The organism is Tumebacillus algifaecis (genome assembly GCF_002243515.1).
GTDB lineage: Bacteria > Bacillota > Bacilli > Tumebacillales > Tumebacillaceae > Tumebacillus_A > Tumebacillus_A algifaecis.
On the sequence record NZ_CP022657.1, the window covers coordinates 722,007 to 748,479 of the forward strand.

Genomic DNA, 26,473 nt, shown 5'->3' on the forward strand with positions numbered 1-26,473 from the left:
GGGAGGGAGCCTTGTGCCGATCATCAAACTGGAAGAGCGCAAACTATTCGGATATACGTTGCTCGCCTATAACGAAAAAGGTGTCAAAGTCGAACTCAACCCCTTGGTGCAAAGCTTTACGTGGAGTGGGGATCTGGATCAGTCTGCGATGCAGTTGGAAGTCACGCTCTCCCCGCACGACGAGATGAAGACGTTGGTCAAACCGGGCGATCGCTTGGTGCTCTATGTGTTTCAAACCGATACGGGAAATACGATCCAACTGTTTTCCGGCATGGTCATCGATCAGCAGTTACAAGGCGGCTTTGCTGGCAGTACGCGGTTGGTCGCGCATGACCTGATGTACTTTTTGCTGAAAAACAGCGATGATTTCGTGTTTCGCAACATGAAGGCGTCCGACATCATCAAGTCGCTCTGCGGTCAATTCGGTGTGGTATGCGGAGTTATCGACGACTCCGTGCATCGCATTCCAAGCCTCGTCTGCCGCAATCACACCTTGTATGACACGATCGTCAAAGCGCTGCAGATCACGCGCGATGCGACAGGTGATAAATTTTTCCTGCGCGCCGATGCGAGTGGGATCATTTTGCGCAAGAAGCCGAAGGACCCGTCAATGTGGCTTTTTCAGGGCGGCGATACGTTGCTGTCGGCCAATTTTTCGGAGAGCATCGCCAACCTGCGCAATCATGTCAAGGTGGTGGGTCATGCGGCCAATGAAGAGACGAGCCCGATGCTGGCTGAGGTCAAAGATGATGCGAGCATCAAGCGGTTCGGCAGATTGCAGGAAGTGCACACAGCCGAAGAGACGGGCAAAGACAAAGCATCGGCCCTCTCCGTCGCGCAGACCGTGCTGAAAAAATTGAACAAACCGGAGCGCACGGCGCGCATTCAAGCGGTCGCGGTGCACGGGCTGTATCCAGGCGACCCGGTACAAGTCTATGAGCGCTTCACCGGGCTTTCCGGCGTGTACTATGTGAAAAACATTCGGACGACCGTTTCCTCAGGCAGTGCGACGGTCGATCTCGATCTGGTATTTGATGAAGCATAAAGCGGGGTGAAGAGATGGGAGTAGGTGAATTGGCCGGGCTGATGGCAGACATCGCCGACCGCCAAGTCGGCGTTCAACTGTTGCCGGTCGAACTCGGCACGGTGCTGGAAGACACGATCAACGGCTCTGACCTGCGGATGAAGCCCGACTCGATGAAGATCGATCTGTCGTGGAAGCACAAAGAGCTGTTGGTCGCGGACAACTTGATTTTGCGCAAAGGTGACCGCGTGTTGGCCGTCGGGATCAACGGCGGGCAAAACTATGCCATCCTCTGCCGCCTCAGCAAAAATCCGGCGCGGGCTGTGATCGGCAACGGCCAGTATCGGGCCGGGGATCGGACGGTGGTCGAATGAGCATCCTGCCGCAATTTGCGATGATCGAGGAACCGACTTTGATGGCCTCGAACCTCCAGACAACGGTGCGCTCGGGCAAAAATCCGGTGTTCGATTATCAAAAAGGCGAATATGTCCGCACTGCGACCGGGCGGATCGCCGAGGTGGAAGGTCTGGAGAGCTTGAAAGGATGGGTTCTGAAAGCGCTGATCACGGCGCGCAATCGTTTTCTCGTCTATACGAGCGAGTACGGCAATGAGGCGCACGAACTGATCGGGGTCGATCTGCCCGATGAGATTTTGTTTATGGAACTGCAGCGGCAAATTACGGAAGCACTGATCTACGACCCGCGCATCACCTCGTGCACCGACTTTCGTTTTGAAAGGGAGGCGGAGCGGGTGTCCTGCGAGTTCGCGCTGATCACGCCGCTTGGCACGGAGACGATGCACTATACGTTGGAGGTGAGTTGATGTGAGTGAAAAAGCAGGGTTGACAGTCTTTCCGTACCGCGATCAGAGCGAAGAGGTAATTCGCGAGCGGATGATGTCCAAAGTCAATCAGACGTGGGATCGCACGGAAGGCAGTTTTATTTGGGATTCGCTGTCTCCGCCCGCCATCGAGTTCGCACTCGCCTACATCCGCGCGAAAGAGGTGTTGGAGTGGGGGTTTGCAGCGACCACGTTTGGTCTGTACCTAGATGCGCGCGGTGCGGAGCGCGGCGTGTTCCGTCGGCCGGCGCAAAAGGCGACAGGCGTGATCACCCTCACTGGTGAAAAGGACGTCTACGTGCCAAAAGGGACGATGTTCGCCACTGAGATTGACGAGTTGAGCGCGGAGAATTTGCAGTATTTTGTGACGACAGAAGGCGGCACCTTCTCGGCTGAGAAAACGCTGAACCTGAAAGTGGAATGCACGGTCGAAGGCAGTTTGGGCAATGTGTTAGGCGGCACGATTTCGATTGCGGTCAGCAAAATTGCCGGACTCACCTCGATCACCAACGACCATCCGATGGCAGGTGGGGTCGATGAGGAGACCGATGAGGCTTTTTTGGAGCGCTACCTCAAACATGTGCGCAACCCGGGAGCATCGGGCAACATCGCCGACTACATCCGCTGGGCGACCGAGGCAGACTCTTCGGTCGGCAAGGTTCGCGTGCGTCCGCTGGTGGGTGGCAACGGTCATGTTCAGGTGTTGATCGTCGATCTGAAGGATCACCCAGCGACCCCCGAACTGCTCGAAAAGGTGCAGACCTACATCGATCCGGACGGCAGTGGTTTCGGCGCAGGGGTGGCACCGATTGGAGCTAAGGTCACGGTGATCACGCCGTTAAAACTCGATTTGCAGCTCAAACTGAAATTGACGGTGATTCGTGGGTACGACGCGCAAAAAATCAAACGTGATGTGGTGCAGAGCATCGGGGAGTATCTGCGGACGCTCGTGCTGAACACGGAGGATAACGATGTTCGGCTCTCCAAAGTCGGGCAGGCGATCATGATGACCCAAGGTGTGCAGGACTTTGATCAGTTGACGATGACGCTGGGTGAGGAAATCGATGTGACACACAATTTAGACATTCCAGATGATGCGATGGTCGTTTTGGCCTACGACGACGTCGTATGGTTGTGAGCGGGTGATCGGCGATGAGTGAACGAGATGCGATCACCCAAGCGAAATTGTCAGCCTTGATGTCCTATGCGCCCGATCATTACCGCCGATCCGAGCTCTATCAGGAGCTGATGGAAGCGACGGCTGTGGAGACGGTCGCACTGCGCAAGGTGTTGGAAGATGTGTTCGCCCAGTTTTTTGTGGAGACCGCCACATGGGGGCTCGCCTATTGGGAACTGGAGTATGGCCTGATCACCAATGAGTCGTTGTCTTATCCGTTGCGTCGAGCTCTCGTCTTGCAAAAGATGCGAGGGACCGGAACGCTGACCTACGAAAAGATGGCTTCGATCTTAAGCTCGTATGGTGCGCGGACGGCAGTGATCGAATCTGATTTTGAAAACTATCATTTCGATGCGGTGCTCGTCGATTTTCTGTTGTCACCAAAGCGGCCACACGACGATGTGGGGGCGAACATACGCGATACGATCGAAGCGGTCCGCCCGGCCCATCTCGGGTTTTTGGTGCATTATCGCGAACATCTTGCCGATTCCTTTCGCGATTGGTTTAAAGACAAGACCGGACTGGAATTTGAACAAAGTGACCAGTTGCTCGGTCTGCACGTGACCTCGCAATATGCTGAAATGAAGTTTGGCATGAGCGAGAGTGATGAGTTTCGCTTAAATCACTCGCGGCTCGGCGTGGACAAACTGGGCGGCTCGAAGCGATTGGCTGATACGGTCGCCACCTATTTTGAGCGTTTGCAGGATCAGGAGTATTACGAGTTGCAAGGGAAAGAAGGTCGCGCATTCCGAATCAACCAGTCGCGAGTGAATGCGGCCCGAACGCTCGACGTGCCAGACGCTGTCCTGTTGGAAGCCGAGCAGATCAATGCGGAGCAGGTAGCGGCGGCTGTCGATCTCCATCGCGGCATGCAGATCGATGTGGTGAGTTCGGAACTTTCTTATCGCGTGCTGCCTCAAGCTTTCCGTTTTTCCACGTCCACGCAGGACGAGCCACTGATTGCGGAGCGGCTCGAAGCTGGGTCAGAAATCGAGCAGACGCAGAGCGCTTCGGAAAGCCACCCGCTTCAACTTTTGGCAGGGGAAGCGGCTACTACAATAGGGACGACTTCCGTAGCAGAGCGTCTAGAAACGCCGCGTGAACAACCGGCCGCCTTGGTAGCGGAGCTCCGAGCGAGCGAACTGGCGTATGCCACAGATCAAGCGGAGACCTTCCAATTGGGTCAAGTGTTGATGAACAGAGTCTTGTACAAACAGCGCTATGCGGACGTCTCGACCTGTGTGCTGTATCAGGCAGATCAAAACGGTGTGGAAACGGTGTTGGAACAAAGAGTCCTGTAGAACGCAGGGCTCTTTCATTTTCCCAAGGGAGGTTGACTTGAATGAAATTGGAAGAGAACAAAGAAAAGCTGGCGATCGGTGATGTGACGATCCAGATGTACAAAGTGGACGGTACGATCCTCCAAGAACAGGAACTGCGCAACTTGATCGTGAAATCGGCCAGCGTGCTGATGGCCCGCCGGATGGCGCCGAGCGACAATGCGGCGACGTACAACGGCACCTTTCAAAATCACGTGGCCAACGGCTTTCAGTACCTGGCGCTTGGCAAAGGGGTCGGTACGGGCAACCTGCAAGCGCCGCAAGCGGAAAATCCCGACTTGGCTGGGCTGCGCGATGAAGTCTATCGGAAGAAGATCTCGTCCTGGCGCTTCTTGAACAGCGATGGCACCGCTTCGACCGCGCCGACCAACATTTTGGAATTGACGACCGAGATTACCGAAGCGGAAGCGATTCCGGACGGTCAGAACAACGTGCCGCTGACCGAGATGGGGTTGTTTGGCGGGGACGCGACCGACAGCAAAGGAACCGGTTTTCTGTTTAACCACAAAGTGTTCCCGGTGTGGAACAAGCCGAACGATGCACGACTGCGCATCATTTGGAAAATCACGTTCTAGGAGGGAGAAACATGACCTACTCGCCTAGCTATAGCCGATCTGCAACAGGCGGGTACCATCCGGACAAGGCGTTCAGTCTTGTCCGGGCTGGTACATCCGCTTACCTGCTAGAAGATGAAGTGAATGAAATGCAAGTCATCCTCCGCGAGCAGACGCGCGACGTTGTGCGTACCCTGATCTCTTCTGGTCTGCTTAATCAGGTGAGCGCTTCTGTTGACCCGACCCGGACCAACACGTTGCTCATTCCGCCGTTTGAAGCGATTCTTGACGGGATGAAAGTCAAAATGTGCGGTGCCAATCTCGGAACTGCCGAGCGCCTGCCTGCCGACGGTGAAGCGAATCTGGTTGAATTGCTTCCGCATCGCTTTTCGGACAGTAACGACCTGCTGTACCTCGAGGTGTATGAAGAAGAAGTGACAGGTGGACAGAGCTTGTTCAAGTACGGCGTGCAAAACAGCGATTTTGTGATGAGCAACGATGTGATCGATCCCCGAGTGGGCGTGGAGTCATCGCGCCGCATGCAACTGAAAAGCGTCCTTTGCCTGCAAAGCCGCACTACAGTGTTTGCGCCGAGCACCGACTCGACGAACAGTCCGTACACCGAAATCGCGCCGGGTCTTTACCGTTCTGGGAATGCTCGTTACGCCATCCCGCTATTCTACATCCCGCGCTCCGCAAGCGAAACAGGGCTGAGCACGCCCGTTCCGGTCTATCCGCAAGCCGGGTTGAAAAATGAGGTGAGCTCCAATCGCGGTGTGGGAATTCCTGTCCATTCGTCTGGAACGCCAGGTTTTATTCCGATCTTGCGGTTTGCCACAGTTCCCAACTACCTCAGCGGCTTGGTCGGAAATGCGGTGAGTTGGGGCAATCTCCTGCTCAGCAATACGACCAGTCCGTGGGCCGCTTTTACAGGGATCGAACCGATGAGTCCATGGCAGGGATTCAATGATCCGGCGCAGTATGTCAGCCTTCCGCATGCGGACATGTTTTGGGAAAACGTATCGGTATTGTGTATGCAAAACACGTCCAATCAAGCGGTGAATTTCCGCGCACAATGTCGCTATTCGGGTGACCCTGCAAAATCGCCGCAGTATGACGCGAAGGGGTCGCTCGCCTATAAGATCTTTGCGGCAGATGAAAAGCCATCGCTCGCTGCCGATTTCATCAATGGCTGGACGACGGAGATGCCTGCCACAGCCACTGGGCTCGTCAGCGTCAGTGTTCCAGCTGGAAATGTGATCGTGCTCGTGTTGCGTACCGTGCCATTGTTTCAAAGCAAGGAGACGGTCACGCACTGGTACTACAACTATCATGGCATCAACAAGTTGGACCCGACAACGTTTGCCAACTTCAAGCCGCATCTGGCGACATACCGTCGCTTGTTGACCGGGAAATGGGAGTAAGGGAGGGGGAATTTCATGACGTACAACCCGCAGTACAACCGTCCTGTTCAAGGCAACTTCGACCCGGACAATGCATTCAGCCAAGTCCGGGCTGGGACGGGCGCCTATTGGCTGGAAGATGAAGCCAACGAAATGCAGGCGATCTTGCGTGAGCAGAACCGCGATACCGTTCGGCGCTTGTTATCGAGCGGTGTGATGCAGCCGCTCACCACGAAGGTAGACACTGCACGAACCAATACTCTGAAGATTGCGCCATTTGAAGTGGTGCTCGACGGCCTCACCATCAAAGTGAAAGGGGTCAACACCACGGGCACTGCGCGCACCGGGCCGGATGGGGAGGACAACTTGATCAAGCTGGGGGCGAAACCGACCAGAGGATCTCGCACCGACCTGATCATCTTGGAAGTATTTGAAGAAGAGGTGCAGAGCGGTCAGGTTCTGTACAAGCATGGGGCGCAAAATAGCGATTACAAGGTTGCCAACAACCTGCTCGATGAGCGAATCTCCGCAGAGACGGCGCGCCGTGTACAGGTGAAAAGCGTGCTCCGCGTCATCGAGGACGAGTGGAACGGCTGGAAAAATGATTTGAACGGCAGTCCGTATACGGAGCTTTCACCGGGCGTGTTCCGTTCGGCTGCAGGTCGTCTGATGTTGAAGTTGCTGTCCGTGGCCCGTAGGTCGGATGAGACGGGACTGTCTTCCATCTTCGGAACCACCCCGCGGGCGACCTTGATTTCGCAGATGATTCCAAGCAGTTCGATCACATCGGATAAGCTCGCCAGCGCAAGTGTCACGTATGACAAACTTGCATTGGATACAAAGGATACGCTCCATCCGTACGAAAATTTGAAAGTTCCGTTTGGAGCGTGGAGTGAGGGAGGGTTCGTTCCGATCCTGCGCTTTTTCCAATGGTTTACCATGAGTTCGCCTGTAAATGAAAATGTCTCCTATGGTTCGGCTAAAAACTGGGGAGAGAACTTGCAGAATCGAACGAGTCCCTGCTGGACTACTTTTGAAGGATTCAAGTACATGCCGTCGCGGGCGGAGCATTTTCGCGACAGTAATCAACAAATGATGACCTACAACGGTCCCTACTACAGTGAGAACGTTTCCCTAATCTGTCTGCAAAACAAGTCGAGTTTGACAAGGACCTGTAAGTTAGGGATTTATTACTCAAGCAATGCAGTTGAGAATAAGAATGCCGCAGCATCCTTTGCCACTGCAATTATTGACCCCAATATAAAGCCGCAATTATCAGGTCGATTTGTCGGAAATTGGGAGGCAACAGCGACAGAAAGCAAAATTGACAACAATATCTCTTTCGAAGTGCCTGCCGGTCATGTGATCATCTTCATTCTCAAAACAAGTCCGCAATTTTTTGCGAACAATGCGCACGACTGCTACTGGTATCACAATTACCATGGAATTACCTATTCACACGATGACACGACAACATACTTTAAACCCCACTTGGGTACCTATCACCGTCTGTTGACAGGTGTATGGTCCTAAGTGTCGTCCTACAGGGAGGGGAAAGTCTCCCTCTCCCTCACATATCAGGAGGTGATCGAACATGACCACACATCCCAAATTCAACCGCAACCCGCAAGGAAATTTCTCTGCAGATCATGCCTTCACTCAAGTGGTGATCGGCTCCGATGCTGTGCTGCTCGAGGATGAACTCAATGAAATGCAGGCGATCCAGCACCATCGGATGAAGGCCTTTTCTGACCAGAATGGTTACGACGGGGTAAAGACTCCCCTGTGGCATTTCGTTTTTGAAACGTTACCAGGGGTGATTGTGATCCCCGAATTTACGGTGCAAGTTGCTGGACATCAGGTCCGTGTGGCGGGGATTGGCAATGACGGTCAAATTCCTCCGGAAACGTGCAATGTGATCCGGATTGTACATGACGAGATACCGACTTTCCGGTATGACTTGTTATTCCTCGAAGTCAAAGAACAAATGGTGTCCGTTGCAGACATGTTATACCGTGACGGTGCCCAAGGCTCACAATTTCAACTCACGAATCGTTTGAACGATCCTCGCCTGAATGAGGAGACAGCCCGTCGTGTTCAGGTGCAAAGCACGCTGCGGGTCGAAACGATCACTTCACAAAACGTGGGGGCATCTGCCCTTAACGACATGCGAGATCCACAAGGCAGCCCCTATGTATACCATCAAAACGGGCGTTGGCGTTCAACGAATGACTACTACGCCATACCGATTGGCCGTATCTGCACGGAGGAGCCTGACCCATTTACCCCGATGAACTCAACTTTGTACCCCTTTACCACCACATACAGTCCTTCCTATGACACCAAAGGCGATCTCGTCCAGATGGTGACGAAGATCGACGATGTCGAACTGGCTAAGGTCAAGGTTACCTATAGGGAATACGACGTCAATGTGGTCAACATCTACAAAGATGGTCGTGAAGTCACGAGTTATAGGAGTCAGGGCGACGGAAGTTTCGAAAAAAGAGGAGAATAACTTCTCGAAGGAGGTTTCAGAATGTTCCAAATTGTTGCAGGTAAAGTGAGCGTCGGTGGTGGAGTCCGGCTCGCTCGTGAAGCCGAAAAAAATGTGATTGCTGCCGATACGAAAGATGTCACAGCGGTCAATACAGTATTGGCTACAATCACAGTGCCTCAGTGGAAAACCTACCACCTATCCGAGATCAGCGTAGGCGGCGATGCGGCCAACCGCGTGGACATCATGATCAATGGCGTGCTGGTGCAGACCATGTATTACCCGGCCTACGGGATGAGCAACAAAACGTACGCGGCAATGCCGAAAGCGAGCGCTGGACAAACGATTCAAGTGATTTCCAGACAAGCCGTTTCCGGCAAGCATTCCGCGACGATCATCACCCATGAGGGCGCGATTCTGCCCTCCTAGCGGTGGCTTGCCACAGATACGAACCGAACAAGCGAGGTGAAACACCTATGACGATCAACATCGAAGCGCTGAAACAGGGGTTGGACGATGTGAGAGAACGGCACTTGCAGTTTGAAAGCGAGGTCAAAGATGAACTGAGCAAGATCAAAGACACGCTGGTCGCCCAAGCAGTGGCCAATTCCCGCAATGAGACGATCCTCTCTTCGCTGGTCGAGGAGATCAAAAGCTTTCGCAGTGAATTTATGAACCTGCTCACCGAAAGCGTCAAAGCATCGAACAGCCAAAACTCCGGCTGGCACGAGTTGGCGGTCAAAGTGGTGATGAGCGTCCTCGCCCTCGCCGCTGCTGCTTATGGCGTGTCCAAGCTGTAAGCAAAAGGAGGTGTAGGCGCGATGAACATCATCGACCTGCTCTTGACCAACCCTGACGCCCGATCGCGTCGCGCGATCACGCCAAAAGGCGTAGTCCTGCACTGGGTCGCCAACCCAGGCAGCACCGCGCGCAACAACCGCGATTATTTTCAAAACGGAGTCAGTGCCGCCAAGCAAAACTGGGCATCGGCCCACTATGTCATCGATGATCGCGAGACCGTCCGCTGTATCCCGGAGATGGAGATGGCCTACCATGTCGGCGCTACTTCGTACAACCAAGCGGCCCTCAAGCAATTTGCCACCACTTACCCGAACGACTGTCTGATCGGCATCGAACTCTGCCATGCCGATTGGACAGGCACGTTTGGCACAGGCACGTGGTCGCAGGCGGTGGAGTTGGTCGCCGACATCTTGCGTCGCTACAAGCTGCCCGTGTCGGCCATCGTGCGCCACTACGACATCACGGGCAAGGAATGCCCGCGGGTAATGGTCCGTGATCCGGCGGTGTTCACCGCCTTTAAAGCGGATGTCGAGCGCTTGCTCAACCCGCCGTCCGCACCGCCCAAACAGCCGAAGTCGCCCGGTCCGGCACCAGATGTATCTGGGGATCATTTTGCGGCCGAAGCGGTGGCCTGGGCCTACAAACACAAGATTTCGGCTGGCATCGACAGTCAGAAAAACTTCGCGCCAGACCGCCCGGTCACGCGCGCGGAGATGATCGTACTGCTCAAGCGCACCTTCGATCTGCTACAAGGAGGTGAATAACATGACCGAATGGCTTTCCTACCTGCAAGAGCCCCTCGTGCTGATCAGCATTGCTGGGGCTTTTGTCGTCCTCACCCTCTTTCTCGATCTCAACCACAACACGCATCGCCTGCGCCAAGCGCTGTTGCAACTGATGCTGCGCGCGGAAAAACAGGCGACCTCGGGTGCATACGGCTCGGTCAGCGGCCCGGAACTGATGGATCTCGTCGTCAAAAAAGCGGTGGCGTCCGTCGTTCCGCTGTTGCCGATCTACCTGCGCCCGTTTCTCACCGAAAAATTTGTGCGTCACATGGCCCAACTGCTCTACGAAAAAGCGTATGACTATCTCGATGACGGGCAGCTCAATCACTCGTTCGTCTTGGATAAACGGGACGAAGCGTAACCGAACCTGCCTGCCTCTTTCAATGAGGCAGGCATATTTTTATTGCGCATTGTTGGATCTTATATTATATTCAAAATGAGAACATAGGTTTGTATCGATTATGGAAGGTGGCCGCGATGTACGACCTAAAGGACGTCTATGGCGAAACGGTGCGTGATCCTGACTTCATGAGAGCGACCCGGCAACAGATGCTTTCCGAATTTCGAAAACGCAGTCTTGAGGCCGGTTATCCGCCGATTGTCGCGGACTTTTTCCTCGAAGTCGAAGGGCCCGACCGTTCGGATCGCGCGCTTTTGGAATTATTTAGCAAGCTGCGAGCACGATGGATGCTGGAGGGCCGCTGGTTGACCACAGAAGAAGCACAAGCAGCAGGGACTTGGGACGACATGCTCCAAGTCGCCCACAATATTTACGATTTTGAATAGTCGTACGAAGACCCACAACTGCCGGGTCTTTTTTTTATGTCCATTTGTTAGCGGTTACAACCGTTTCGATTAAATTAGTCATTGTACTGTGCGGCTAGATCGTTTAAGATAAGAACATACGTTCGTGTTTTTGTTTGGCGCAAGCAGCGTGCAGGAGGAAAAAGATGGAGAAACAAACAAATCACTTAGATCAATTGGCAGAAGACTGTAAGCGCGGCATGATTTCATTTGAAGAAGTGGTACGGTTGATGCATAAACGAATCAAAGCGATCGCGTGGCAGGCGGCCAGAGCCTACGAGCGCTTTAAACCGATGTACGATGTTGACGATTATGAGAACCGCGTCCTGTGGGCGCTCGAGAAAGCGATCAATAGTTGGAATCCACACAAGGAGGCCGGTTTTGCGACCTACTTTGAGCGGGTGGCGCAATACGAATTAAATGCGGTGCGCAAGGAGATGAACGCCTTGTCTCGCCAAAGCAACCTCGACGCGTTCTCTTATGAGTTTCATCTGCAAGAGGGCCGAGGCACTGAGCTTGCTTGTGCAGATGACGGATATAAAAGCGGCGAATTTCGCGCCGTGCTCGACGGCGTTCCCCTGTCGGAGCAACAGCGGAAAATCTGCCGGCTGGTCATGCAAGGATACAAAAATAAAGAGATTGCGGCTGGCCTTGGCGTCACCGAAGCGGCGATCTCGATGACGCTGAAGCGGCTTCGTCCCAAATTTGCTGATGCCGAATTGTCCGGCTATTAAGATACGTGAAGTGGTGGCAGAGAGGCAGGTTCTGTTTTTAGAACCTGTCTCTTTTTGTGTTAATTTGGAATGTTTATTGGCCTATATAGATGGCACAAGGAACTTGACGAAAGGAATGATTACGATGAGTCAAAAGATCATTTTACCGAACCAACAAGAGATCGAACGCGTACAATCTGCCGTCGCCAACAATGGGAAGCGTCTGGACAGCGTGCAACAAAGCCGCTACTGGAACGAACCGATCACACGCGGCGAAGCGCAGCAGGCGATGGGACAGATCGTCAACGAGGCTTTGCAAAGTTTTGTCCACTTTTTAGGTGAAAATTTCGAACTGACAGCCAAGACACCGCTTGGCGAACAGATTTTGCAAGAACTTGAAACGGTGCAATCGACAGCAGGAACGGCAGCAGATGAGCCTTCCGACCACTAAGCGGCCAGGATTGAGAGGGGGCAAGATCATCGTGGGGATGGTGAAACGCGATATCGACAAAGGAAGACGGATGGCCGATGTGTTTGACTATGGATCGACCGCGGCGCTGAAGACAGCTTTGCGCTCCCTGCACAAGTTGCGCTTGAGCGCTGAGCAGGGCTGTCCGACCGCGCAGGCGATCCTGATCGATTTGAAAACGGCGCTGGGTGAGTACAAAAGTGACGAGGTGTTGGGGCGCGTGGTCGTAACCGATCGCCAGAAGGAGGCGATCGTCCTACACCTGATCGACGACCGGAGCCTGCAAGAGACGGCGCAACTGCTCGGCGTCGATCCGACGGCGATCTCGCATCGCGTCGCCTCGGGGCTCAAGCGCATGATGCACTTTTTGCAAACGGGCAGGGCGGCTTGATGAACCGCTCGGCCACCAGCCGCCCGGCACGCACCCGCCAAGAGGTGGAGGAGTACCTGCGCAACCCAGACAACGTGCTTGGCGCAGATATTTTGGAGGAGCTGGCCAACGACCTGCTGGCGCCGATCCTCAAAGACAAATCGCGCACCAAGTCGGCCCGCCAAGAGTACTCCATCCTCTCCCCGCGCCAACTCGAACGCCGCTGGGAGCGGGAAATCGTCTTCACCAGTCTTTCCAAAGGTGCCAAGGTACTGCTGGGACTTACGGTGGAGGATGACTGAACAGAAGGAGGCTACAAACGTGTCGCCGTTGGTTCGAAAAAGAGCTCTGCCGATCGGCAGAGCTCTTTTGCTTAACGCTGTACGGTCGGGGCAAAGTAGCCTGTCATGCTGTCTGTCATCTGCTGGCAGGCGTTGCCAAAATGGGTGACCGTGGCGAGGATCGCTTGGGGAGTGGAAGCGTGGAAGGAGATCTTCCAGTTCAGCGTGAACTGCTCGTCCCCGCGTTTCGGCTTGCTCACCGTGAAGCTGGCGGTGTAGGCGCTGACACCTTCAAGGCCCGTCATGGCGTAGCTGTGCGAATCGCCATTTTTCTTGAGCAGCGTTTCGGTGATCTCCGTTTTGTTCGGGAGTTTCAAGGTGCGCGATTTGCCGTCTTTCGAAACTTTGTACGCGGCCCAAAACGGGCTGTCAAAGTGGCAGGCGAAGTCGGTGACCAACTTTTGCATCGCGAGCGGGAAGGACCAACTGCGGGTCAGTTCGATCGGCTCTGTGGACGCTTGAACGTGGATCGGGATGTACATCTCACCGAAGACGAGGTCGCGAATCGCGTCGGTGTCCATGACGCCTTTGGTGTACTTGACCAGCCAGCGCGAGTTGGCGGCGTCGCGCTGATCGCTTTCTGCCAGGCTGAGTTGCAGGTTGGTTTTCTGGGCCAGAGCGGTCAGAATCGGATTCTCGCCATCGCCTTGTGCCAGATGGCCGCTGACAGTGTGCCCGTAGTGCAGCAAGAAGTTGAGCCAGATCATCGTCTCCATGCGTGGGACGTTGATCAGGCGCATCCGCTCGGCCAGCGACACGGCCTGATCGACCGTGCTTTGCGAATCGACCGACCCTTGGAACTGTTGCTCCAGCGCTTGGCCGAGCTTGCGCGAACGGTTGACGAGATACGACATCGGATAGCCCGGGCATTCGAATAGCTTGCGGTCTTTTTCTGGCATTGCGCCCATCACCCACGGCGGGATGTTGTGCACATCGTCAAATCCGCACGGTCCGCGCGAGGTGGAGATGCGTTGCAGTGGTTCCATCTCCATCATTGTCAAGCCTTGGTTGAAAATCTCACGCTTGAACAACAGCTTTGGATCGTCCGTTTGAGCTCCCGGTTTTGGATCGGCAAAGAGAGCGAGGATGAACGGGTCGATCGGCTCGCCATCCTTCCAGACGAGATGGTTTTGGCCATTGAGAAACGGCTTTTGTCCGTTTTTCTCGAGCAGGTCGATCCGCAGTTTGCGGTTGTCGCCCAGAATGTCCTGCGGCGTCAGGTTGAGCAGATCGAAGAAGCCGTCAACGCGCAGTTCCTGCTGAACACCGGACGTCTGCACGGCGCCCAGCGAGTTCATCACCTGCAGCGGGACGAAGCCAGCGTTTGCTGTGCCGTTGGTGACGACAAGCGATACCTCTTGCGCGTTGACCCCAAGCTCCGGCAGGTCGTGGTGCGGCCCGCGCACGATGTCATGCTGTTTGTCGTTGTTCTGCCAGACCAAGGCGCGGTCGAAGCGCTTGTTGCCGTCAGATGCATGCATCATGTGTGTCCCGCTGGCGCCGACTTCGTCGCTCGGCGGGTCTGGGTCGGTCGCCATCTGCACGAGCCCCCAGCCGGAGAAGCGAATGCGAAGCGCCAAGGTCTCTTCGAACAGGGCAGGCACTGCGGTCGGGTCTTCTTCGTATCGTCCACTGTCCGGATGCTTTTGCTGATAGGTCAGGTCGGGCATCTTGTTCGAATAGCCGCCATGCACGCGGAACGGGAACTGTTTTTGGAACTCGTCGAGCTGAGAGAGGATGGTCAGGCGCGAGAGCAACATGTCCTTGGTGTGGTCATCGAGGGCGATGCCTGCAAGCGCCGCTTTTTGCGCTTCGGCCCACTTGGCGACATCGGAGAGCACGCGCACCGCCAAATAGTCCATGCGGGCGTTGATCGCTTCGGAGCGCTCCGCCATCGCGTAGACCTGATGCAGTTGTTGCGCGTGGATCGGCAACAGTGGCAGGGCGGTCGGATCGAGGCGATACAGATCGTGCAAGTCGATCGGGAAGAAGGAGGCGAGTTCAAGGAACGGCCGGATCGCAAGTGACATCAACGGCCAGGAGGCGAGCATTTCGATGGCCAGACGGCGCGGCTTGTCCGCTTCCCAGTGTGGGATTTCGTACATGCGAGAAAGCCAAGCGAGCATGACGAGATAGGTCGCGTTAAATTGGGCGGGCAGCTCGGATGTGATCTGTTTCAGGCGCACGTTGTCTTCCACGGCGAGCGGCTCGCGAGATGCGGAAAATTCCAATCCGGACTCGCGGGCAAGCTCCTGTTCCTGCTCCAATTCGGTCATGATCAGCGCAAAGCGGTACAGATGTGATTTGCGCAGTCGCTCGCCAAGTTGGACGATCGGAGTGGATGGCTTGCGGCGGTTCGGGTCGCGCAACACTTTGGTCAGGTAGTTGCGAACGCCGCCGATTTTGTCCACCTGTTGTAAAAACGCTTCCGCATTGCTTTCAAAGTGGGAGGCCCCTTCGCCTTCTTCGACGATCTCTTTGATGATGTTCTCGACATGTTTGTAATTTTGCAGCGGGTTCTCCAGGTTGCCGCGGGCAAAATGGTTGAAGTTCATGTCGCGATTGACCGGGCCGATCGGCAAAAAGCCTTCCGCCGCATAATTGGTGTCGAGCATTTCGTTGTTCAGGTCTCGGTTGTCGTGTTTGACCCAGTTGAAGTCGAACGCTTGCTGATACAGCGGCAAGATGCCGCGCAGGTAAAAGTCGGCGATCGATTGGAAACGTAGCTCTTCCACCGCAGGCAGGCCGACCTGTTTCATCGCCGCGAACAATCGTTCCTCGACGTGCCGATCTTCAGGTGCCAGCGGGGTGAGCAAAGTGTAGAGGTCGTACAGCTTTTGCTTCAGTTCGGCACGGCGCGCTGCGTTTTCGATGTGATAGAGCATGCTTTCGAAGCGGTATTCCAATTCGAAATGGTGTAACCGTTTAAATAAGAGCGTCGATTGCTCACCAAAGGGATTCTCGTCTTGCAGGGAATCGGTCGCTTCGTAGAGCACAAAGCGGCGGATGTTTTCCAGACTCAATGGCCCGATCGGAACTTCCACACCCGTTCCGCCGTCCACATCTTCGCCGGCGACTTGCGCTTTCCAGTTCGGAATCTGCCAGTTGCCGCTCTCTTGGCTGCGATTGGGCAAGCCAAAGCGTGGAGCTTCTCCGAGGGCGCGAAGCAGACATTGGACATAGTGGAGATGCAGCATCTCTTCATGGGCGACCAGAAGAATGCTCTGTTTCCACGAGCGTGCCCGCTCAAACTGCACGGCGCGGCGCCTGTTTTCCTTACCGCCTACAACGGCGAACTCCTGTGGCGTGCTCTTGATCGAGCAGGCTGTATAGAGGTAGGCATCGAGTAGACTGTGCTCAAGTTCTGCCGCTTCGTGCAGCAGAGCGACCAGCAGGCTACGTGCCTCATGATTTTGATTTTCGCTCATGGTAGGAATGACCCCCTCTCCGCTTAATTGTTTACAAAATTAAATCTAACAGATTGAAGTTATAGACACAAGAAACAAATGTGTATATATTTTAATTGATATTATTCGTTAGAATTATCCTTGAATAAGCGTGATTAACTGGAGGAAATAGGAATGGAAATGGGCGATTTGCAGATCATCCTCGATCAATACAGGGCGTTTGGTCCGTTGCCAGGCATCGTCTTGGCGCTGTTGGAAACGTTTTTCCCAGTGTTGCCCTTGATTCCGATCGTGATGGCCAACGCGATGGCGTTTGGACTGTGGGAAGGGTTTTTCTATTCGTGGATCGGGGTCGGGCTAGGCCAGAGCCTGCTGTTTTTACTGGTGCGACTGTTGGGTCATCGCTTGCGTGATCGGATGATGAAAAAGTATCCCGATTCGCGTCGCTTTTTGCGCTGGGTGGAACAGAAGGGCTTTACGTCTATCTTTATCTTGTGCGCCTTTCCGTTTTCACCGTCCACGACGGTGGCGGTGGTCGGGGGCCTGACGACCATCTCGATCCGCACCTTCATCTTGGCGACATTTGCTTCCAAAGGCGTGATGGTGTTCATTCTGTCGTACATCGGGCATGACCTGCCGACTTGGCTGGAGCACCCGTGGAAATTTGTGGTGGTCGCCATCGTGATGGTCGGTCTGTGGTATGGCGGGAAATGGGTGGAGAAGCGTGGTGATCGGCAAACCCTAGAAAAAGCGGCCTAGTGTAGTAGGTCGTTTTTTTGCATTTCCGGCGGTGTTTTGCGATGATGGAGGGAAGTGTTGCCATCGGTGTCACAGATTTGAAAGAAGATAGCCCGTTCGAGTTATGCAATCCAGCCTGATAGTCTGGTATCATTGCCCTTGTAAGCAGGAGGTGCAGAAGATGACAGGAAAAGTATGGATCGCAGCATTCTTGATCGCAGCATTCGCAGGCTTCGGCTGCGGCACGAACGGAGCGGATGAGCATGAGAACCATCAAGGGGCAAACGTTCCGCAAAAGCTGACCATTACCTTTGCCACCAATCCAACCCCCGCGAAGACGGGCGGTGAGACGGAGCTCGTCGCGACGATCGCCCAGGTGGGCAAACCGGTTCAAGGGGCGAAAGTAGAGTTTGAAATCTGGCAGGGTGAAGAGGCTCATGAGACGCTCGAAGCTCATGCAGGTAAAGACGGTGCGTATTCGGTGAAAAAAACGTTTACCAAGCCGGGCACCTATCAAGTGACGATACACACGACAACAAAAGAACTGCATCAGATGCCGACCGAGACATTTGAAGTTGTAGAATAACCTGTCCAATGCGCTAAGCGTTGGAAACAAGTCGGGAAGTTGCGTTGCGACGCGCGTGTGAAACGTGAGCTGTCCTGCGATGAAAATCGGTTTGTGCGAAGTTGCGAGGACGGGCCGTGGTCAGGCTTTTTTGAAGGAGGTGCTTGGGTGAGGGAGTATTTGTTTACGATTTTCGGCTTTGGGATTCCATCGCATTCGGTGCTGTCGGCGTTGGCGATTTTGCTCGGGCTTGGCGTGACCGCCTATTTTGCGAAACAGGAAGGCAAGGACCCGGAAAAATTGAGCGAGATGGCGTTTGCCGTCATCTTGGGCGGGCTGTTAGGCGCCCGTCTGTGGGAGGTGCTGTTCTTTCAAGGCGGCTACTACCTGTCCAATCCGCTGGAGATTTTGGCGGTCTGGGATGGCGGTATGTCGGTGCAGGGCGGCTTGATCGGCGGCATTTTGACCGGAGCGTGGTATGTTCGCAAGCTGAAATGGTCGTTTTGGGACACGGCAGACATCTTCGCGCCCGGCCTGATCCTCGGACAAGCGATCGGCCGAGCGGCCTGCTTTATGAACGGAGACGCGTATGGAGCGCCGACTAACAGTGGATTTGGCATCGTCTATCCGCCAGGCACCAACGCCTACGCCGAATATGGCGACCAACCGCTCTGGCCGGCAGAAGTGTTTGAAAGCATGTGGTGCATGGTCGTGTTTGCCGTGCTGATCTTGCTGAAGTTCAAACCGCTACCTAAAGGTATGATCTTTGTTATCTATGTAACACTTTATTCGATCGCGCGCTTCTTCCTCGAATATCTGCGCGGCGATACACCTGAATATCTGTTTAATTGGACAGCAGGCCAATGGACCAGCATCGCTGCCATTCTGGTGACGCTCGTGCTGTTTGCTGGAACGCGCCTGCTGACGAAGAAAGGGCTGGGAAGCGATGGAACAAGCAAGTACTAAACGAAACAACCAGTGGGTCAATGGTTTGATCATCCTCTTGATTCTCGCGTTTCTAGGCGGGGTCGGCTACTGGTTCTGGTCGGGCTATACCAAGTTGCCCATCTTAAACCGCGCCCCCGACTTTACGTTGCAAAATCTCGCCGGACAAGATGTCAACTTCACCGACTACAACGGTAAAGTACGCCTCGTCGAATTTATCTATACCAACTGCCCGGACATCTGCCCGATCACGACGGCGAAGATGGTCAATGTGCAAGATGACTTAAAAAAGAAAGACCTGTTCGGAAGCAAAATCCAATTTGTCTCCGTCACGTTCGACCCTGAATTTGACACGCCTGAAGTGCTGCAGAAACATGCCGAAGCGATGGGTATCGACCAAAGCGGCTGGGTGCTCTTGCGCGGTACGGAAGAGGAGACGCAACAGGTCGTGGAAAGCTATGGCAACTTCGCCGAAAAGCAATCGGACGGCACGTTCATCCATGCGACCCGCTCGCTCTATCTGGTCGATGCGAAAAACAACGTCCGCAAAGTGTACTACATGGGCGATGAGATGCCGATCGACGAAGTGCAGAAAGATCTGGTCAAATTAGCCAAAGAATAATCGTGCTAGCGGAGTGAAGTGCCGAGCAGGTGCTTGTCGCCCGCTTGGAGGTGCTGAAGTTTTACATGCGCCGATTCCTGGGTCGGGAATCGGCTTTTTTGTTTTTTAAAAATGAGGTAGAATGCTAGATGGATACTTTGAAGAGGAAAGGACGGACTGTATGGATTACATTACAGCGCTAATTATGGGCCTGATTGAGGGCTTGGCGGAGTTTTTGCCGATCTCCTCGACAGGGCATCTGATTTTGACGGGCGAACTGCTCGATTTCCACGGGGAAGCGGCTAAGACGTTTGAGATCTTCATTCAGCTTGGTGCGATTCTGGCGGCGACCGTTTTATATTGGAAACGGATCTTGGGGCTGTTTGGGATACGTGGAGCGAAAACACCGAAATATAAGATCAACCTGTTGCATGTGTTCTTGGGCATTTTGCCGGCGATGATTCTGGGGCTGATCTTCCATGATTTCATCAAAGATGTGCTGTTCTCCCCCGAGACGGTGGTCGTCGGTTTGGTTGCCGGAGGGGTGCTGATGATCTTGGCGGAGTGGTACGGTGACAAGCGCGAGATCAAGGCGCCGACGATCGACGATATCACCTACAGACAAGCGCTTACGATCGGCCTGTTCCAGTGCCTCGCGATGTGGCCGGGCTTCTCTCGCTCCGGTTCCACGATGTCGGGCGGTCTGATGTTTGGCGTGCACCGCAAAGCGGCTGCCGACTTCTCGTTTTTCATCGCGATCCCGATGATGGTCGGTGCGACTGGCCTCGACCTGTTCAAAAGCTGGGATCATCTGTCGTCAAATGACATCGGCTACTTTGCAGTCGGCTTCATCACCTCGTTTGTCGTCGCCCTGTTCGCGATGGTCGGTTTCCTCAAACTGCTCGAGCGCGTCAAACTGGTACCGTTTGCAATTTACCGTTTTATTCTGGCCGGCGTCTTCTGGCTGTTCGTACTGTAAGCAAAAGACCTTTGCAGTTCTTGCAAAGGTCTTTTTTTGTTGGCGAGACCTTGTCCTACTCGCACTACGACCAAGGTCGTAGTCGAAGATTCAACTCTGGTACATGAGAAAAAGAAACGATATCCCGTAAGATAAAGACATAACAAACAACCACACACGAACGATGAAAGGAGTGAAACAGAAATGGGCGGTTTGATAAGCTTTTTGATCTCCCTGATGTTCTTCTACTTTGGGGTGAAGAAATACAGACAGCACAAAAAAATCCAAGCTGTCATTCTGCTGCTGCTCGGCGTGATGTTCACAGGCGGCTGGCTCCCGGCACTGATCGGGATGGTGTTCTCCTTGATCATCACCTTGGCGCTTCTCGCAGGCGGCGTGTACCTCGTACTCAAGCTGATCAACAAATTGAAAGACAACGATCCGGACTTCACCTTTCCCGGAAGCAGAACTGAGACTCGTCACGCAGGACAAGCCAAAATGGATGACGGCTTTGACGACGATTGGAAAGCATTCCTGAAAAAGCAAGGCAAATAACAAATCGAACGCACATCCTAGGAGGAATCTCTCATGATCAAACGCATTCTCAACATCATCTCTGCTGCGATTCACGAAGGACTCGACCAAATCGAAGACCCGAAAATGATGCTCAACCACACCTTGCGCAACATGGAAGACGAGCTGTCGAAAGCGCGCCACGCGATCGTGAAACAGCAAGCGATCGCCGCATCCTACGAAAAGAGTTTAGATGAGGCGCAGGCGCTCGAAGATAAGCGTCGTCGCCAAGCGGAACAAGCGTTCAACGCTGGTGCAGAAGACCTCGCTCGCAAAGCGCTGAGTGAGATGAAGCACTACGAAGCGCGCGCCCAATATTACGACGAGCAGGCTGAACTTGCGTATGGACAAGTTCGCGAGCTGAAAGAGCAGGGCGTTCTGCTCGAACGCCGCTACGAAGAGCTGAAAGACAAAAAACAAGCGTTGATCGCTCGCGCCAACGTGGCACAGGTGAAAGAGCGCATCGTCACCGCTTTGCACAGCATCGATACGGACAGCTTCTGCCGCGAGTTTCAACGTCTGGAAAACCGCATCCTTGAAAAAGAGATCCGCGCGAAAGCCGGCACCTCCTTCGCCACTGACGAAATGTGCTATGCACGCGTCGAGTATGCGGACGAGGTTGAAAAAGAGCTGGAGCGCATGCGCAAAGAGAAAATCTCCTAAGTCTCGTGCGCAAAAATCGAGAGGGTGCCCAAATGATGGGCCCCTTCTTGTGTTTTTGGTTTATAATAACAGCTAGAAAGGGGGGTCACCTTGTGCGCATGCCTCAAAATCCTGTTCTTATCATTGGTGCAATCCTTTTAGTCGTCATCATTCTGAGCGCCTTGGGACTGTTTCTCCCGTTTCTACTCGCCGGGGTCGGCTACTGGCTCTATCACAATCGTTCGAAAAAAGTGGGTCTGGTGCTGATGATCATCGGCGGTGTCCTGATCGTACAGCAGTTGGTCGGCGTGGAGATCATCGGAATTTTGGTGGCTGCACTGCTCATCTACATCGGCTATCGAATGATCAAAGGTCAGGAGATCAAGTGGCCGGATCAGTGGAACTTCGCTTGGAAAGAAGAGCCAGAAGCCAAGACGGCGATGGACGCTACAGCGGAGCAGGCAACAGAGCCTGAGCACGATGAATCTGGCTGGTCGAGATCGACGTATGGCGGGACGATGATCGGCAATCTGCGCTTGATCAACGGCCAATTTGACCTCGACGGGATCAACGCCTCCTATGGGGTCTGCGATGTGAAGATCGACCTGTCCAAAGCGATCATTCCGGAAGGCGAGACAACGCTTGTCATCTCCGCGCTGATCGGTGACATTGACATCTATGTGCCGTATGATCTGGACGTTACGGTAAGCACCTCCGTCACGGCCGGCAACTTGGAAGTGCTCGGCAGCAAACAGGGCGGTGTCAACTGCAACCTGCAAAAAACCTCAGCAGGCTATTCGAGCGCCGCACGCAAAGTGAAAATTTCGATTTCACTGCTGCTCGGCGATGTGGATGTGAGGTACTTATGAGCCGCAAACGCTTAATGAACATCCAATGGCGCATGACGCGCTTTACGCTGAGCGTTGGCTTGATGGCAGCACTCCCTGTACTGACGCTGTTCATCATCTTTTTCAAAATCGATCTGATGGAGTTGTTCACCGCCACCTGGCTCGACATTCCGGTGCTGTTGATCGGGCTGGTCCTGATCGTGATGGCAGGGGTCGTGTCTGGATTTACGTTTGGCACCGGTTTGAAGCAGCGCTTGGAAGAGCTGGTTGAAGCGACGCTGCGCTATGAAAAGGGCCAGTTTGCCCATCGCGTTCCACCGCTTGGTGATGATGAGATCGGGCTTGCAGGCGATCGGTTAAATGAGATGGCACAGCGCATCGAAAAACAGGTCGCCTCTTTGCAGCGCCTATCGACCGAAAAAGCGGAGATGCAGGATCAATTGAAAAAATCGGTGATCCTCGAGGAGCGCCAGCGTTTGGCGCGCGAGTTGCACGACGCGGTGTCACAGCAGTTGTTCGCCATCTCGATGATGTCATCTGCTGTGCAAGAGAATCTGACGAACACCGATGAGGTTAAGATTCAAAAGCAGATCGCGATGATCGAAAAAATGGCCGGGCATGCGCAAAAGGAAATGCGTGCGCTCTTGTTGCATTTGCGACCGGCGACGCTGGAAGGCAAGGGGCTGCGCGAAGGGTTGGAAGAATTGTTGCAGGAGTTTCAAGCGAAGCAGCCGATCGACATTCGCGCGGAGATCACCGACATTCCGCCACTGCCAAAAGGGGTGGAAGACCATCTGTTTCGCATCGTGCAGGAAGGCTTGTCCAACGTGTTGCGCCACTCGCAGGCCACCTCGGTCAACATTCGGCTCGGAGCGACCGATGCGCAGGTGTTTTTGCGGATGATCGACAACGGGGTCGGCTTCGAGATGAACGGGCAGAAGGCAGCTTCATACGGGATGCAGATGATGCAGGAGCGGGCCGACGAGATCGGCGGCGTGCTCGATCTGATCTCAGCGCCGGGGAAAGGCGCACAGCTGTCGTTGAAAGTTCCAATCGTTGAAGATAAAGGGGAGCGAGCAGATGATCCGCGTGTTGCTGGTAGATGATCATGAAATGGTGCGCATGGGTCTGGCCGCCTATCTGGAAGCACAGCCGGACATCGAAGTGGTCGGGGAAGCGGCAGACGGTCGAGAAGGCGTGCGGCTGGCGGTCGAGCACAAGCCGGATGTGATTATGATGGATTTGGTGATGGAAGGGATGGACGGCATCCAAGCGACAAAAGAGATCTGCTCGTTGCTACCCGACCCGAAGATCATCGTCCTGACCAGCTTTTTGGATGATGACAAAGTGTATCCGGTGATCGAAGCGGGGGCGCTGAGCTATCTGTTGAAAACCTCGAAGGCGCAGGAAATCGCAGAAGCGATCCGTTCGGCTAGCAAAGGTCAGCCTGTGCTGGAAGCGCAAGTGACGGGTAAAGTGCTCTCCCGCATGCGACGCGCCGACGAAGCCAAGCCGCATGAGATGTTGACCGCACGGGAGCTGGAGATCTTGCGTTTGATCGCAGAAGGGAAAAGCAACCAAGAGATCGCCGACCAACTGTTTATCGCGGTGAAAACGGTCAAAGCGCACATCACACAAATCTTGGCCAAGTTGGAGGTCGATGACCGCACGCAGGCGGCCATCTATGCCCATCGCAACAAACTGGTGGAGTGAGCATGTGTAGCACGAGCCTTGGCGATTGCCGAGGCTCTTTGTGTGGGCGGAACAAGCGTTGTTTTTGGGCATCGTGCATCGCAGCGAAGGAAAATCGCATCTATTTTATTTTCTGAATTTTTAGTATTGAGTTAAGCTATTTGCCCTGATACAACAACGTGACTCGGTCAGGGCTCCCGATCCAGTTCGTATGCTTAACGAAAAAGGTGTTGATTTAAGTAAATAAAGTTTGTACGATAAATTCTAAGAGGTGAAAAAAATGAGAACCGAACTGACTGCAGAACAACTTGCTAGAAAAGAAGAGTTTCGCGCATTTGCTGATCAACATGTGGTTCCATACGCAGCTTGGAACGACCGTGAAGAAAACCTGCATGAATCGATCATCCCGAAGATGATCGAACGTGGATACATCGGTTCGATGTTGCCCGCAGAGTATGGCGGCATGGAACTCGACAATGTGACGCTCGGGGTACTCAACGAAGAACTGGGCCGCGCCTGCTCCTCGACCCGCGTGCTGCTGACCGTACACGGCATGCTGGCTCTGGCCTTGCTGCGCTGGGGCACACGTGAACAGCGTGACTACTATTTGCCGAAACTGGCGAAAGGTGAAGTGATCGGCGGCTTCGCACTTTCTGAGCCGGAGGTCGGTTCTGACGCGAAAAGCGTGAAGACCACGGCGGTGCTTGAAGGTGATGAATACGTTTTGAACGGCAGCAAAAAATGGATTTCGATGGGGATGCTCGCCGATCTGTTCTTGGTGATCGCAAGTCTCGACGGCAAGCCGACCGCCTTTCTGGTCGAAGCGGACCGTGCAGGTTTCTCCCGCACACACATGAAGGGCTTGATGGGCTCGCGTGGCTCGCTGATCGCGGAGTTGCATTTTGACAACTGCCGCATTCCCAAATCGAACCTCGTCGGTCGCGAAGGCATGGGTTTGACCGGGGTAGCGCTCTCCTGCCTCGACTATGGCCGCTATACGGTAGCTTGGGGCTGTGTCGGATTGGCACAAGGTTGTCTGGAAGCGAGCGTGCAATACGCCAAGACTCGCCAACAGTTTGGCGCACCGATCGGGGACAACCAGTTGATTCAAAAGATGATCACCGAGATGGTCGTTCAGGTCAAAGCGGCTCGTTTGCTTTGCTACCATGCGGGTCATCTGAAAGACGTGATGAATCCCGATTCGATCATGGAAACATGGAATGCCAAATACATGGCCTCCGTCATGGTCAACAAAGTGGCCAAAGATGCGGTGCAGATTCACGGCGGCAACGGCGTACACCCCGACTACCCGGTCGAACGCTATTTCCGCGATGCGAAAATCAATGAAATCATCGAAGGCTCGACGCAGATTCATGAGTTTTTGATCGCCAAAAACGTACTGCGGTCGATGTGATAAAAAGACCTTTGTGACACATCGTCACAAAGGTCTTTGTTCATAAGATCGAATATGGAGATCAATTACAGAGCGGTGCGACCAACCCGTCCGATCCTGTGTAGACATAGGTGTCGGAGATGTATTGGCCGGTGCCGATGCGATTCCAGATGTTCGAAGTGCCATAGGTTCCCGTCACGGTCGTGCCGTACGTTTGGCAGTAGATCGTCACTTGTGCGCCGTTCGCCACCGAACCGACAATCGAGTATGAGGTGCCTGGGCCGGAGCGCACGTTCAAGTCGGCCCCTGCCGTTTTCACTGTGCCTTTGGCGGTAGAACTGCCGCAGGAATTTTTCGAAGTGTAGTTTTGCGTGCCCCAGTACAAAGCTTGGGTGCCGTTGAAGACGATTTTCTGTGCGCTTCCGTTCAGGCGTTGTTCGAAATGCAGATGCGGGCCGGTCGAGCCGCCGGTCGAGCCGACGGTGCCGACCTTTTGACCTTGAGAGATCTTTTGGCCTACCGAAACGCTGAACGAATTGAGATGCGCATAGTAGGTGGTCCAGCCGCCACCGTGGTCGATCACGACATACTTGCCGTACGACGTGCTGCCCAAGTCTTTGACGGTAGTGACCGTACCGCCTGCCGAGGCGACGACCGGATCACCCAGATCGTCGGTGCGGTTGAAGTCGATCGCGTTGGCCGGGCTGTGGTCGGAGCGAGTCTGTCCGCTCCAGACTTGGCCGCATGGGAACGGCACTTGGAACGCCGGAGCTGCAGACGCGGTCTGTGGTGCAAGGCTGATCAGCAAACCGAAGATCAGAAACACCGGGAAGAACAGCGTGTTCATCCACTTTTTCATTTCTTATGGCCTCCTCTTTCTGTTAATGATTGTTTATTAAATGGTGCAAATAAATTATATAATGAATCATCTACTAGATCAATCCTCCCAGGCGACCAGTAGGTAAAGAAGGTTCAGATGATTTCGAAAAAAATGA

At 54.1% G+C, this 26,473-nt stretch carries 31 protein-coding genes and 1 pseudogene; 29 read left to right on the plus strand and 3 right to left on the minus strand.

Features of this window, described 5'->3' with window-relative positions; genetic code table 11:
* Positions 1–13 precede the first annotated feature (13 nt).
* The 18 genes from CIG75_RS03140 to CIG75_RS03225 all read left to right on the plus strand — a co-directional run bounded on the left by CIG75_RS03140 (position 14) and on the right by CIG75_RS03225 (position 13,077).
* Positions 14–1,045 carry an XkdQ/YqbQ family protein gene (locus CIG75_RS03140; protein WP_094235336.1) on the plus strand — a complete coding sequence of 344 codons (1,032 nt, stop codon included), beginning with the start codon at positions 14–16 and terminating at the stop codon, positions 1,043–1,045.
* 14 nt (positions 1,046–1,059) lie between these two features.
* Positions 1,060–1,398 carry a hypothetical protein gene (locus tag CIG75_RS03145; RefSeq protein ID WP_157729354.1) on the plus strand — a complete coding sequence of 113 codons (339 nt, stop codon included), beginning with the start codon at positions 1,060–1,062 and terminating at the stop codon, positions 1,396–1,398.
* Entirely contained in the window at positions 1,395–1,847 is a 453-nt protein-coding gene (locus CIG75_RS03150) for a DUF2634 domain-containing protein (RefSeq protein WP_094235338.1), read from the plus strand. The genes CIG75_RS03145 and CIG75_RS03150 overlap by 4 nt, the downstream gene beginning before the upstream one ends.
* Position 1,848: 1 nt before the next feature.
* Positions 1,849–3,003 carry a baseplate J/gp47 family protein gene (locus CIG75_RS03155; protein WP_094235339.1) on the plus strand — a complete coding sequence of 385 codons (1,155 nt, stop codon included), beginning with the start codon at positions 1,849–1,851 and terminating at the stop codon, positions 3,001–3,003.
* 14 nt (positions 3,004–3,017) lie between these two features.
* Entirely contained in the window at positions 3,018–4,343 is a 1,326-nt protein-coding gene (locus CIG75_RS03160) for a putative phage tail protein (protein ID WP_094235340.1), read from the plus strand.
* A gap of 41 nt (positions 4,344–4,384) precedes the next feature.
* Positions 4,385–4,957: a hypothetical protein gene (locus CIG75_RS03165; RefSeq protein ID WP_094235341.1), complete on the plus strand. Its 573-nt coding sequence runs from the start codon at positions 4,385–4,387 to the stop codon at positions 4,955–4,957.
* Between the two features lie 11 nt (positions 4,958–4,968).
* A complete protein-coding gene (locus CIG75_RS03170; protein WP_094235342.1) occupies positions 4,969–6,360 on the plus strand; it encodes a hypothetical protein in 1,392 nt (463 codons plus the stop codon).
* Positions 6,361–6,375: 15 nt separating this feature from the next.
* Positions 6,376–7,872, plus strand: coding sequence for a hypothetical protein (locus CIG75_RS03175; protein ID WP_094235343.1), 1,497 nt, complete (start codon positions 6,376–6,378; stop codon positions 7,870–7,872).
* 61 nt (positions 7,873–7,933) lie between these two features.
* Positions 7,934–8,854, plus strand: a complete 921-nt coding sequence (locus tag CIG75_RS03180) for a hypothetical protein (protein ID WP_094235344.1) — start codon at positions 7,934–7,936, stop codon at positions 8,852–8,854.
* Positions 8,855–8,875: 21 nt separating this feature from the next.
* Positions 8,876–9,262 carry a hypothetical protein gene (locus CIG75_RS03185; RefSeq protein WP_094235345.1) on the plus strand — a complete coding sequence of 129 codons (387 nt, stop codon included), beginning with the start codon at positions 8,876–8,878 and terminating at the stop codon, positions 9,260–9,262.
* A 47-nt stretch (positions 9,263–9,309) separates the two neighbouring features.
* Positions 9,310–9,633: a hypothetical protein gene (locus CIG75_RS03190; protein WP_094235346.1), complete on the plus strand. Its 324-nt coding sequence runs from the start codon at positions 9,310–9,312 to the stop codon at positions 9,631–9,633.
* Positions 9,634–9,654: 21 nt separating this feature from the next.
* On the plus strand, positions 9,655–10,398 hold the full coding sequence (locus CIG75_RS03195; RefSeq protein ID WP_094235347.1) for an N-acetylmuramoyl-L-alanine amidase: 744 nt from the start codon (positions 9,655–9,657) through the stop codon (positions 10,396–10,398).
* A 1-nt stretch (position 10,399) separates the two neighbouring features.
* Positions 10,400–10,780, plus strand: a complete 381-nt coding sequence (locus CIG75_RS03200; protein WP_094235348.1) for a hypothetical protein — start codon at positions 10,400–10,402, stop codon at positions 10,778–10,780.
* 89 nt (positions 10,781–10,869) lie between these two features.
* Positions 10,870–11,205 (plus strand): hypothetical protein, encoded by a 336-nt coding sequence (locus tag CIG75_RS03205; RefSeq protein ID WP_172844400.1) that lies wholly within the window; start codon positions 10,870–10,872, stop codon positions 11,203–11,205.
* Positions 11,206–11,369: 164 nt separating this feature from the next.
* Positions 11,370–11,957 carry a sigma-70 family RNA polymerase sigma factor gene (locus tag CIG75_RS03210; RefSeq protein WP_094235350.1) on the plus strand — a complete coding sequence of 196 codons (588 nt, stop codon included), beginning with the start codon at positions 11,370–11,372 and terminating at the stop codon, positions 11,955–11,957.
* A 124-nt stretch (positions 11,958–12,081) separates the two neighbouring features.
* Positions 12,082–12,387: a hypothetical protein gene (locus CIG75_RS03215; protein ID WP_094235351.1), complete on the plus strand. Its 306-nt coding sequence runs from the start codon at positions 12,082–12,084 to the stop codon at positions 12,385–12,387.
* A 37-nt stretch (positions 12,388–12,424) separates the two neighbouring features.
* The gene (locus CIG75_RS03220) at positions 12,425–12,796 is read left to right on the plus strand and encodes a sigma factor-like helix-turn-helix DNA-binding protein (RefSeq protein WP_227874402.1); all 372 of its coding nucleotides are present in this window, start codon (positions 12,425–12,427) and stop codon (positions 12,794–12,796) included.
* Positions 12,796–13,077: a hypothetical protein gene (locus CIG75_RS03225; protein WP_094235353.1), complete on the plus strand. Its 282-nt coding sequence runs from the start codon at positions 12,796–12,798 to the stop codon at positions 13,075–13,077. The genes CIG75_RS03220 and CIG75_RS03225 overlap by 1 nt, the downstream gene beginning before the upstream one ends.
* 71 nt (positions 13,078–13,148) lie before the next feature.
* Here the strand turns inward: CIG75_RS03225 and CIG75_RS03230 are convergent, their stop codons facing one another.
* Positions 13,149–16,544 (minus strand): ferritin-like domain-containing protein, encoded by a 3,396-nt coding sequence (locus CIG75_RS03230; RefSeq protein WP_094235354.1) that lies wholly within the window; start codon positions 16,542–16,544, stop codon positions 13,149–13,151.
* A 153-nt stretch (positions 16,545–16,697) separates the two neighbouring features.
* On the opposite strand from CIG75_RS03230, the gene CIG75_RS03235 reads away from it, so the two are divergent.
* From CIG75_RS03235 to CIG75_RS03285, 11 genes are all read left to right on the plus strand, one after another.
* Positions 16,698–17,282, plus strand: coding sequence for a TVP38/TMEM64 family protein (locus tag CIG75_RS03235; protein WP_094235355.1), 585 nt, complete (start codon positions 16,698–16,700; stop codon positions 17,280–17,282).
* Between the two features lie 160 nt (positions 17,283–17,442).
* Positions 17,443–17,847, plus strand: a complete 405-nt coding sequence (locus CIG75_RS03240) for a FixH family protein (RefSeq protein ID WP_157729355.1) — start codon at positions 17,443–17,445, stop codon at positions 17,845–17,847.
* Positions 17,848–17,994: 147 nt separating this feature from the next.
* Positions 17,995–18,792, plus strand: coding sequence for a prolipoprotein diacylglyceryl transferase (gene lgt, locus CIG75_RS03245; RefSeq protein ID WP_094235357.1), 798 nt, complete (start codon positions 17,995–17,997; stop codon positions 18,790–18,792).
* Positions 18,773–19,393 (plus strand): SCO family protein, encoded by a 621-nt coding sequence (locus tag CIG75_RS03250; RefSeq protein ID WP_094235358.1) that lies wholly within the window; start codon positions 18,773–18,775, stop codon positions 19,391–19,393. The genes lgt and CIG75_RS03250 overlap by 20 nt, the downstream gene beginning before the upstream one ends.
* Positions 19,394–19,553: 160 nt before the next feature.
* Positions 19,554–20,351, plus strand: a complete 798-nt coding sequence (gene bacA, locus CIG75_RS03255) for an undecaprenyl-diphosphate phosphatase (protein ID WP_094235359.1) — start codon at positions 19,554–19,556, stop codon at positions 20,349–20,351.
* A 183-nt stretch (positions 20,352–20,534) separates the two neighbouring features.
* Positions 20,535–20,885, plus strand: a complete 351-nt coding sequence (locus tag CIG75_RS03260; protein ID WP_094235360.1) for a hypothetical protein — start codon at positions 20,535–20,537, stop codon at positions 20,883–20,885.
* A 33-nt stretch (positions 20,886–20,918) separates the two neighbouring features.
* Entirely contained in the window at positions 20,919–21,566 is a 648-nt protein-coding gene (locus CIG75_RS03265) for a PspA/IM30 family protein (RefSeq protein WP_094235361.1), read from the plus strand.
* 98 nt (positions 21,567–21,664) lie between these two features.
* On the plus strand, positions 21,665–22,414 hold the full coding sequence (gene liaF, locus CIG75_RS03270) for a cell wall-active antibiotics response protein LiaF (RefSeq protein ID WP_227874403.1): 750 nt from the start codon (positions 21,665–21,667) through the stop codon (positions 22,412–22,414).
* A complete protein-coding gene (locus CIG75_RS03275) occupies positions 22,411–23,499 on the plus strand; it encodes a sensor histidine kinase (RefSeq protein ID WP_094235363.1) in 1,089 nt (362 codons plus the stop codon). The genes liaF and CIG75_RS03275 overlap by 4 nt, the downstream gene beginning before the upstream one ends.
* Positions 23,474–24,106 (plus strand): response regulator transcription factor, encoded by a 633-nt coding sequence (locus tag CIG75_RS03280; protein ID WP_094235364.1) that lies wholly within the window; start codon positions 23,474–23,476, stop codon positions 24,104–24,106. Before CIG75_RS03275 ends, CIG75_RS03280 begins: the two co-directional genes overlap by 26 nt.
* 259 nt (positions 24,107–24,365) lie before the next feature.
* Entirely contained in the window at positions 24,366–25,499 is a 1,134-nt protein-coding gene (locus tag CIG75_RS03285) for an acyl-CoA dehydrogenase family protein (RefSeq protein WP_094235365.1), read from the plus strand.
* A gap of 61 nt (positions 25,500–25,560) precedes the next feature.
* Here the strand turns inward: CIG75_RS03285 and CIG75_RS21575 are convergent, their stop codons facing one another.
* Positions 25,561–25,797 carry an SH3 domain-containing protein gene (locus CIG75_RS21575; RefSeq protein ID WP_407701280.1) on the minus strand — a complete coding sequence of 79 codons (237 nt, stop codon included), beginning with the start codon at positions 25,795–25,797 and terminating at the stop codon, positions 25,561–25,563.
* A 105-nt stretch (positions 25,798–25,902) separates the two neighbouring features.
* A pseudogene (locus CIG75_RS21580) lies at positions 25,903–26,337 on the minus strand (M23 family metallopeptidase); the annotation flags it as partial.
* Between the last annotated feature and the right edge of the window lie 136 nt (positions 26,338–26,473).

Coding starts and splice junctions, on each gene's coding strand:
- CIG75_RS03215 (WP_094235351.1), top strand. CDS start 12,082: ATGAGTCAAAAGATCATTTTACCGAACCAACAAGAGATCGAACGCGTA.
- CIG75_RS03180 (WP_094235344.1), top strand. CDS start 7,934: ATGACCACACATCCCAAATTCAACCGCAACCCGCAAGGAAATTTCTCT.
- bacA (WP_094235359.1), top strand. CDS start 19,554: ATGGATTACATTACAGCGCTAATTATGGGCCTGATTGAGGGCTTGGCG.
- CIG75_RS03260 (WP_094235360.1), top strand. CDS start 20,535: ATGGGCGGTTTGATAAGCTTTTTGATCTCCCTGATGTTCTTCTACTTT.
- CIG75_RS03185 (WP_094235345.1), top strand. CDS start 8,876: ATGTTCCAAATTGTTGCAGGTAAAGTGAGCGTCGGTGGTGGAGTCCGG.
- CIG75_RS03250 (WP_094235358.1), top strand. CDS start 18,773: ATGGAACAAGCAAGTACTAAACGAAACAACCAGTGGGTCAATGGTTTG.
- CIG75_RS03265 (WP_094235361.1), top strand. CDS start 20,919: ATGATCAAACGCATTCTCAACATCATCTCTGCTGCGATTCACGAAGGA.
- CIG75_RS03210 (WP_094235350.1), top strand. CDS start 11,370: ATGGAGAAACAAACAAATCACTTAGATCAATTGGCAGAAGACTGTAAG.
- CIG75_RS03145 (WP_157729354.1), top strand. CDS start 1,060: ATGGGAGTAGGTGAATTGGCCGGGCTGATGGCAGACATCGCCGACCGC.
- CIG75_RS03235 (WP_094235355.1), top strand. CDS start 16,698: ATGGAAATGGGCGATTTGCAGATCATCCTCGATCAATACAGGGCGTTT.
- CIG75_RS03195 (WP_094235347.1), top strand. CDS start 9,655: ATGAACATCATCGACCTGCTCTTGACCAACCCTGACGCCCGATCGCGT.
- liaF (WP_227874403.1), top strand. CDS start 21,665: ATGCCTCAAAATCCTGTTCTTATCATTGGTGCAATCCTTTTAGTCGTC.
- CIG75_RS03200 (WP_094235348.1), top strand. CDS start 10,400: ATGACCGAATGGCTTTCCTACCTGCAAGAGCCCCTCGTGCTGATCAGC.
- CIG75_RS03230 (WP_094235354.1), bottom strand. CDS start 16,544: ATGAGCGAAAATCAAAATCATGAGGCACGTAGCCTGCTGGTCGCTCTG.
- CIG75_RS03150 (WP_094235338.1), top strand. CDS start 1,395: ATGAGCATCCTGCCGCAATTTGCGATGATCGAGGAACCGACTTTGATG.
- CIG75_RS03240 (WP_157729355.1), top strand. CDS start 17,443: ATGACAGGAAAAGTATGGATCGCAGCATTCTTGATCGCAGCATTCGCA.
- CIG75_RS03170 (WP_094235342.1), top strand. CDS start 4,969: ATGACCTACTCGCCTAGCTATAGCCGATCTGCAACAGGCGGGTACCAT.
- CIG75_RS03280 (WP_094235364.1), top strand. CDS start 23,474: ATGATCCGCGTGTTGCTGGTAGATGATCATGAAATGGTGCGCATGGGT.
- CIG75_RS03165 (WP_094235341.1), top strand. CDS start 4,385: ATGAAATTGGAAGAGAACAAAGAAAAGCTGGCGATCGGTGATGTGACG.
- CIG75_RS03175 (WP_094235343.1), top strand. CDS start 6,376: ATGACGTACAACCCGCAGTACAACCGTCCTGTTCAAGGCAACTTCGAC.
- CIG75_RS03275 (WP_094235363.1), top strand. CDS start 22,411: ATGAGCCGCAAACGCTTAATGAACATCCAATGGCGCATGACGCGCTTT.
- CIG75_RS03190 (WP_094235346.1), top strand. CDS start 9,310: ATGACGATCAACATCGAAGCGCTGAAACAGGGGTTGGACGATGTGAGA.
- CIG75_RS03225 (WP_094235353.1), top strand. CDS start 12,796: ATGAACCGCTCGGCCACCAGCCGCCCGGCACGCACCCGCCAAGAGGTG.
- CIG75_RS03160 (WP_094235340.1), top strand. CDS start 3,018: ATGAGTGAACGAGATGCGATCACCCAAGCGAAATTGTCAGCCTTGATG.
- CIG75_RS03220 (WP_227874402.1), top strand. CDS start 12,425: ATGGTGAAACGCGATATCGACAAAGGAAGACGGATGGCCGATGTGTTT.
- CIG75_RS03285 (WP_094235365.1), top strand. CDS start 24,366: ATGAGAACCGAACTGACTGCAGAACAACTTGCTAGAAAAGAAGAGTTT.